This window comes from Aquimarina sp. I32.4 (assembly GCF_002924285.1).
Taxonomy (GTDB): Bacteria; Bacteroidota; Bacteroidia; order Flavobacteriales; family Flavobacteriaceae; genus Aquimarina.
The window spans coordinates 1-5,312 of record NZ_PGUB01000177.1 but is presented as its reverse complement, the minus strand read 5'-3'; the positions used below and the strand labels follow the sequence as shown (position 1 = coordinate 5,312).

The 5,312-nt window shown below is 35.3% G+C and carries 4 protein-coding genes and 1 pseudogene; all 5 read left to right on the top strand.

Going from position 1 to position 5,312, the window contains the following annotated elements:
• Positions 1-72: 72 nt before the first annotated feature.
• A pseudogene (locus tag CVD18_RS21315) lies at positions 73-507 on the top strand (transposase); the annotation flags it as partial.
• Positions 508-618: 111 nt separating this feature from the next.
• Positions 619-1,608, top strand: a complete 990-nt coding sequence (locus CVD18_RS21310) for a hypothetical protein (RefSeq protein ID WP_103867491.1) — start codon at positions 619-621, stop codon at positions 1,606-1,608.
• A 16-nt stretch (positions 1,609-1,624) separates the two neighbouring features.
• Positions 1,625-2,002, top strand: coding sequence for a hypothetical protein (locus CVD18_RS21305; RefSeq protein WP_103867490.1), 378 nt, complete (start codon positions 1,625-1,627; stop codon positions 2,000-2,002).
• A gap of 169 nt (positions 2,003-2,171) precedes the next feature.
• The gene (locus CVD18_RS21300; protein WP_103867489.1) at positions 2,172-2,552 is read left to right on the top strand and encodes a hypothetical protein; all 381 of its coding nucleotides are present in this window, start codon (positions 2,172-2,174) and stop codon (positions 2,550-2,552) included.
• A 290-nt stretch (positions 2,553-2,842) separates the two neighbouring features.
• Positions 2,843-4,990, top strand: a complete 2,148-nt coding sequence (locus tag CVD18_RS21295) for a lytic polysaccharide monooxygenase (protein ID WP_103867488.1) — start codon at positions 2,843-2,845, stop codon at positions 4,988-4,990.
• Positions 4,991-5,312 lie beyond the last annotated feature (322 nt).

The window sequence follows — 5,312 nt, the reverse complement described above, 5'->3', positions numbered from 1 at the left end:
AACATATCTTTTTAAGACCAAAAGCTACAGAGGGGTCAATATGACCAGAATGGGGGTCAGTATCCATAGAATATCCATCTAGCAGATAGAAAAATACTGGCATGGACATTAAGTGAAGATATGACTACAGAAAACACCATCTACAAAACTTGGATAAAAGCTAAAAATAGAAGGCAAATTACTGAAAATCATATATTTCACTCTGATAGAGGTGTGCAATATGCTTCACGTAAAATGAAGCTGATTTTTAATAAAAATAGTACCATCAAACAAAGTATGAGTAGAAAAGCAAACTGTTGGGATAATGCAGTAGCAGAATCGTTGTTTAAAACCATTAAATACGAATGTACCAATAGATATAAATTCAAAAATTATCTTCAGGCATACTCTAAGATAGAAAACTATATCCAGTGGTACAATACACAAAGATTACATTCTTCTTTAGGATATAAAACTCCTCTAGAAGTAGAAATACAATATTGGAAAAATAATAAAAAAGTGGCTTGAGAAAATAGTCCCAAATTTATTAGGTAGTCCATAGGAGTAAAAAACCGCCGTTTCAAACACTGGGAGGCTTTTCAACCCTATCAATATGATACCGTAGACACCCATACCTATGTGAGAGAAGCAAACAATGGGTATAAGGTGTGGGATGGTTATAAGTGGACTCAGCTCTCTAAAAACGCCAAAATTACCGTAACCAGTGAGCGTAGCGAGGCTACCAATTACAAACTAGGTGTTGTAGTACGAGCAATAGACCAAGCCACCAATACCAGTATTATTTTTATAGACAAAGATGTATACAAAAAAGGAGATGAGATTAGTATAAACGGTGCTATTGATGATGACCCAGACCTGCAAAAAAGCAGGATCAATCAAGAGATCAACTGGCAAGATGATATGTATGATGCCGTAAAACTAGGTACAGGCATAAGCGGTAGAGCCGCAGGAGCATTGGCATTAACTCGTTTTGGTAACCTTACCCCCTGGTATAAGGGGGACAAGCTACATAAAGCAATAGGCTGGTACCGTACCCGTGGCGGAAAATTTAGAAGTTTAAGCAGCCAACGCAATGCCATAGGTGCTGGCGGGCATAGAGTAGGAGCACGTACCGCAGCAAATAGCGTAAAACACCTTAGAATGTTGGGTAAAGGTGCTGCGGGAATTAGTGTAGGAATTAGCTTATATGAAGCAGCTTCCGCTGGTTTGAATAATGATTCTAATAGACACGAAGTGTATACCAGAGTTCTTGTAGATGTAACTATGGCATGGGTTGGAGTTAGATGGGGCGCTCCAGGTTGGATAATCTCTGGTAGTTATTTTGTTTTATCTGCCACAGGAGCTTTTGGCGATTGGGGGCAACCCAGTGGGGTAAATAGTAATGGGGTGCCTTATACAGATACCTTTGGCAGGTTAGGTACTTTTGGATCTTATGAAGATGATTTTATTGTTGATTATGTAGAACCGTTGCAACAAAAAGCTACCAGATTAAGAGAAAAAGCATTTCATTTACAACAAAAAGATCATACCTATGCAAAACCATATCTACATTATAAGGTAAATATGGATGGACAAGAGTTTTACCCTATGAATGATTTTATGAATTAATTATAAACAAACAGTTATGCATTTAATCTTAATATTTGTGGGAAGTTTTCTTATTGCATATTTTACATTTGATTTTTTTAGAATATATCTGGATAAAAAAAAAGGTTTTAGGGTTATTATAAGCTTTAATTTTATTTTAGCCTTAATTGGTATACTTTTGTATCTATATAGTACAGAAGATAAGAAGATATTTTATATAGCAATGTTAGCCCCTTTATATGCTAGTTTAGTGTATAAAGGGATGGTAAGTTTATTTATCAAGAACTTTGGTAGGTTACCAGAAGATACTGCCTTTAAATTTTATGTTAAATTTCCTGATACAATGTTTAATGTCTTATATGGAATCTTAGCAATAGTTCTTCCGCTTGCTTTGTTATTTTGGTTAATGGATTAATAGATAACCATGTATTTAATCTAACTATTCTAAGATGAGAAAAAGCATTTCATTTACAACAAAACGATCATACTTATGCAAAACCATATCTACATTATAAAGTAAATATGGATGGGCAAGATTTTTATCCTATGAATGAGTTTATGAATTAACCTTTTAACAAATTGTAATGTCTCAACTCTTAATAGCTACAGCAAGTTTACTTATTACTGTCTTTATATCTGAATTTCTTAGAAAATATTTAAATAAAAAAGAAGGCTTTTGGATTATTATAGGGTTTAATTTAATATTTGCTTTAATAGGTATATATATATATAGTGTAGAAGAAAGAAAAATACTCTATTTAAATATGTTACTTCCTTTATATGCTAGTTTAGTATATAAGGGGATGGCATATCTATTTATTAGATGGTTTGATAGGTTACCAGAAGATACCACCCTTGAATTCCATGTTAAATTTTCTGACGCCATGTTTAATATCTTATATGGTATTTTAGCGATAGTTGTTCCCATGGCTTTGTTGTTTTGGATAGGAGAAATGGTAGAATAGAAAGGTTAAATTCTATATAGAACAGAAAGCTACCAGATTAAGAGAAAAAGCATTTCATTTACAACAAAAAGATCATCTTCTTATACTAATTTGATTGATATACCATTTATACAGCCTTTATGTATTGTAAACTGATCGGGGAATTTCAGAGGGTTTTACTCCTTAGAAATATTCACTGCAACTCTTATTTTATTTGCTTTCAAGATATAAATCCAAACAGCATTCTTTATAATATTTTGTCTATTAATGAGTTAACCCATTAATACATAACTTTTAAATACCATTAAACCATGTTTAAAAAAACAACAAACTCAGTAATTTTTAATACAAGTAGCTGTTCCTGGCAACAGTTGATTTGTACGACCTTATTTCTAGCAGTAATTCTCTCTGTTTTCCCCCATGGCACAGTAACATACCCACCAAGTCGTGTTTGGAATTGTTTTCAAGAAGGCCCAGAAAGCCCAGATTCTCCTCCTTGTATTGACGCGGTAGCCTCTCATGGTACTCAAGCATTATATGATTGGAATGAAATTAACCAAGCAAATGCTAATGGTAATCACAGGCAATATATTATGGATGGAAACTTAGCCAGTGGCGGTAGACCTGAAAAATATGGAGGCATGGATCAAATTAGACCTGATTGGGTATCTACACTTGTTTCTCCTGGGCCACTTACAGTTACCTGGACAAATCATGCTCCTCATGCAACTGCTTATTATGAAGTATATATTACCAAAGAAAGCTGGTCTCCTGATCAGCCATTAACATGGGACAGTCTTGTTCTTCTAGTACGAACACCTCCAAGCGGACCCGAAAGAATTGTTAATATCCCTGTAACGCTACCTGCCAGAACAGGTAAACATGTTATTTATAGCATCTGGCAACGATCTGATAGTGGTGAGGCATTTTATTCAGCTAGTGACATCCATTTTGATGGAGGAGGTTCTGATACACAGGCGCCTTCTACTCCTACTGGTTTAGGTGCATCAAATGCTACACAAACTACAGCCAATCTTTCTTGGAGTGCTGCTACTGATAATGTGGCTGTAACTGGATATGATGTATACCAAGGAGATACTGTTATTGCTACTGTAACTGGCACTTCATACCAAGTAACTGGATTAACAGCAAATACCTCGTATCCTTTTAGAGTAAAAGCTAAAGACGCTGCAAATAACCAGTCTGGTTTTAGTAATACCGTAACTGTAACTACACTAGGAGGAGGTTCTGATACACAGCCCCCTTCTATCCCAGCCAGTTTAGCCACATCAAATGCTACGCAAACTACAATCAACCTTTCCTGGAACGCTGCTACTGATAATGTAGCTGTGACTGGATATGATATATACCAAGGAAATACTGTGATTGCTACTGCAACTGGCACTACATATCAAGCTACTGGTTTAACAGCAAACACCTCATATTCTTATAGAATAAAAGCTAAGGATGCCGCTGGTAATCAATCTGGTTTTAGTAACACTGCAACTGCAACTACACTTCCTGATATTGGAGGAGGGAACTGTGCTGGAATACCACAATATGCAGCAGGAACTTCCTATAGTCAAAACGAAGAAGTACAAAATGAAGGAGCAAAATACTCATGTAAGACTCCAGGGTGGTGCTCTTCAGCAGCAGCATGGGCATATGCTCCAGGTACTGGTTCTTACTGGCAACAAGCTTGGACAAAAACAGGAGATTGCAGTGGTGGAGCTTCTGATACACAAGCACCTTCTGTTCCTACAAGTTTAAGCACATCAAATGCTACACAAACTACAGCCGATCTTTCTTGGAGTGCTGCTACTGATAATGTAGCTGTAACAGGGTATGATGTTTACCAAGGAAATACTGTTATTGCAACTGCAACTAGCACTACATATCAAGCTACTGGATTAACAGCAAACATCTCATATTCTTATAGAGTAAAAGCTAAGGATGCTGCTGGCAATCAATCTGGTTTTAGTAATACCACAACTGTAACTACACCTCCTAGTACTGGAGGAGGAAACTGTGTAGACATCTCACAATATGTAGCAGGAACTTCTTATAACCAAAATGAGGAAGTACAAAATGCAGGAGGAAAATATACATGTAATATTCCTGGTTGGTGTTCTTCTACAGCAGCTTGGGCATTTGCGCCAGGTACTGGTTCATCTTGGCAACAAGCTTGGACAAAAACAGGAGATTGTAGTCCCGCAGCATTATACTCTCTATTCCCTACAGCAACACAAGATATTATTAACCTTACAATAAAGGCTGAAAATGCTTCATCAGTAAAAATAAAGTTATACGATTTTACTGGGAAACTATTAAGGTCTCATAAATACCAAAGAACTCAAAAATCTATAACACAAGATTTATCTAACCTTAAAGAAGGTCTATATATATTTAAAATATTTATAGATGATAAAGTGTATACAGAAAGAATTCTTAAAAAGTAATCATTAAAAATTATATTCGGGTAGCTAGTTTTCTATAACTACCCGAATATATAATACGATTGAAGATAGCACTACACTATCTATATAAACAAAAAATACCGAGGGTTTAAATCTTCGGTATTTTTTTATTTAATTTTAACACGATTTATGCCAAGAGATATTGATAAAGCAAGTGTAGCAATAGAATTAATTGTGATAAGACATAACCTTAAAAAGTATCGATTAACTGCTTAAACATACTTTTTTGGAATTGCAACAAAAAGTTGGACAATAAGTTAAGCTGCTATTTTGATATTAAACAAATTCTCTATTTCTAGGGGTG

Coding starts and splice junctions, on each gene's coding strand:
- CVD18_RS21305 (WP_103867490.1), top strand. CDS start 1,625: ATGCATTTAATCTTAATATTTGTGGGAAGTTTTCTTATTGCATATTTT.
- CVD18_RS21300 (WP_103867489.1), top strand. CDS start 2,172: ATGTCTCAACTCTTAATAGCTACAGCAAGTTTACTTATTACTGTCTTT.
- CVD18_RS21295 (WP_103867488.1), top strand. CDS start 2,843: ATGTTTAAAAAAACAACAAACTCAGTAATTTTTAATACAAGTAGCTGT.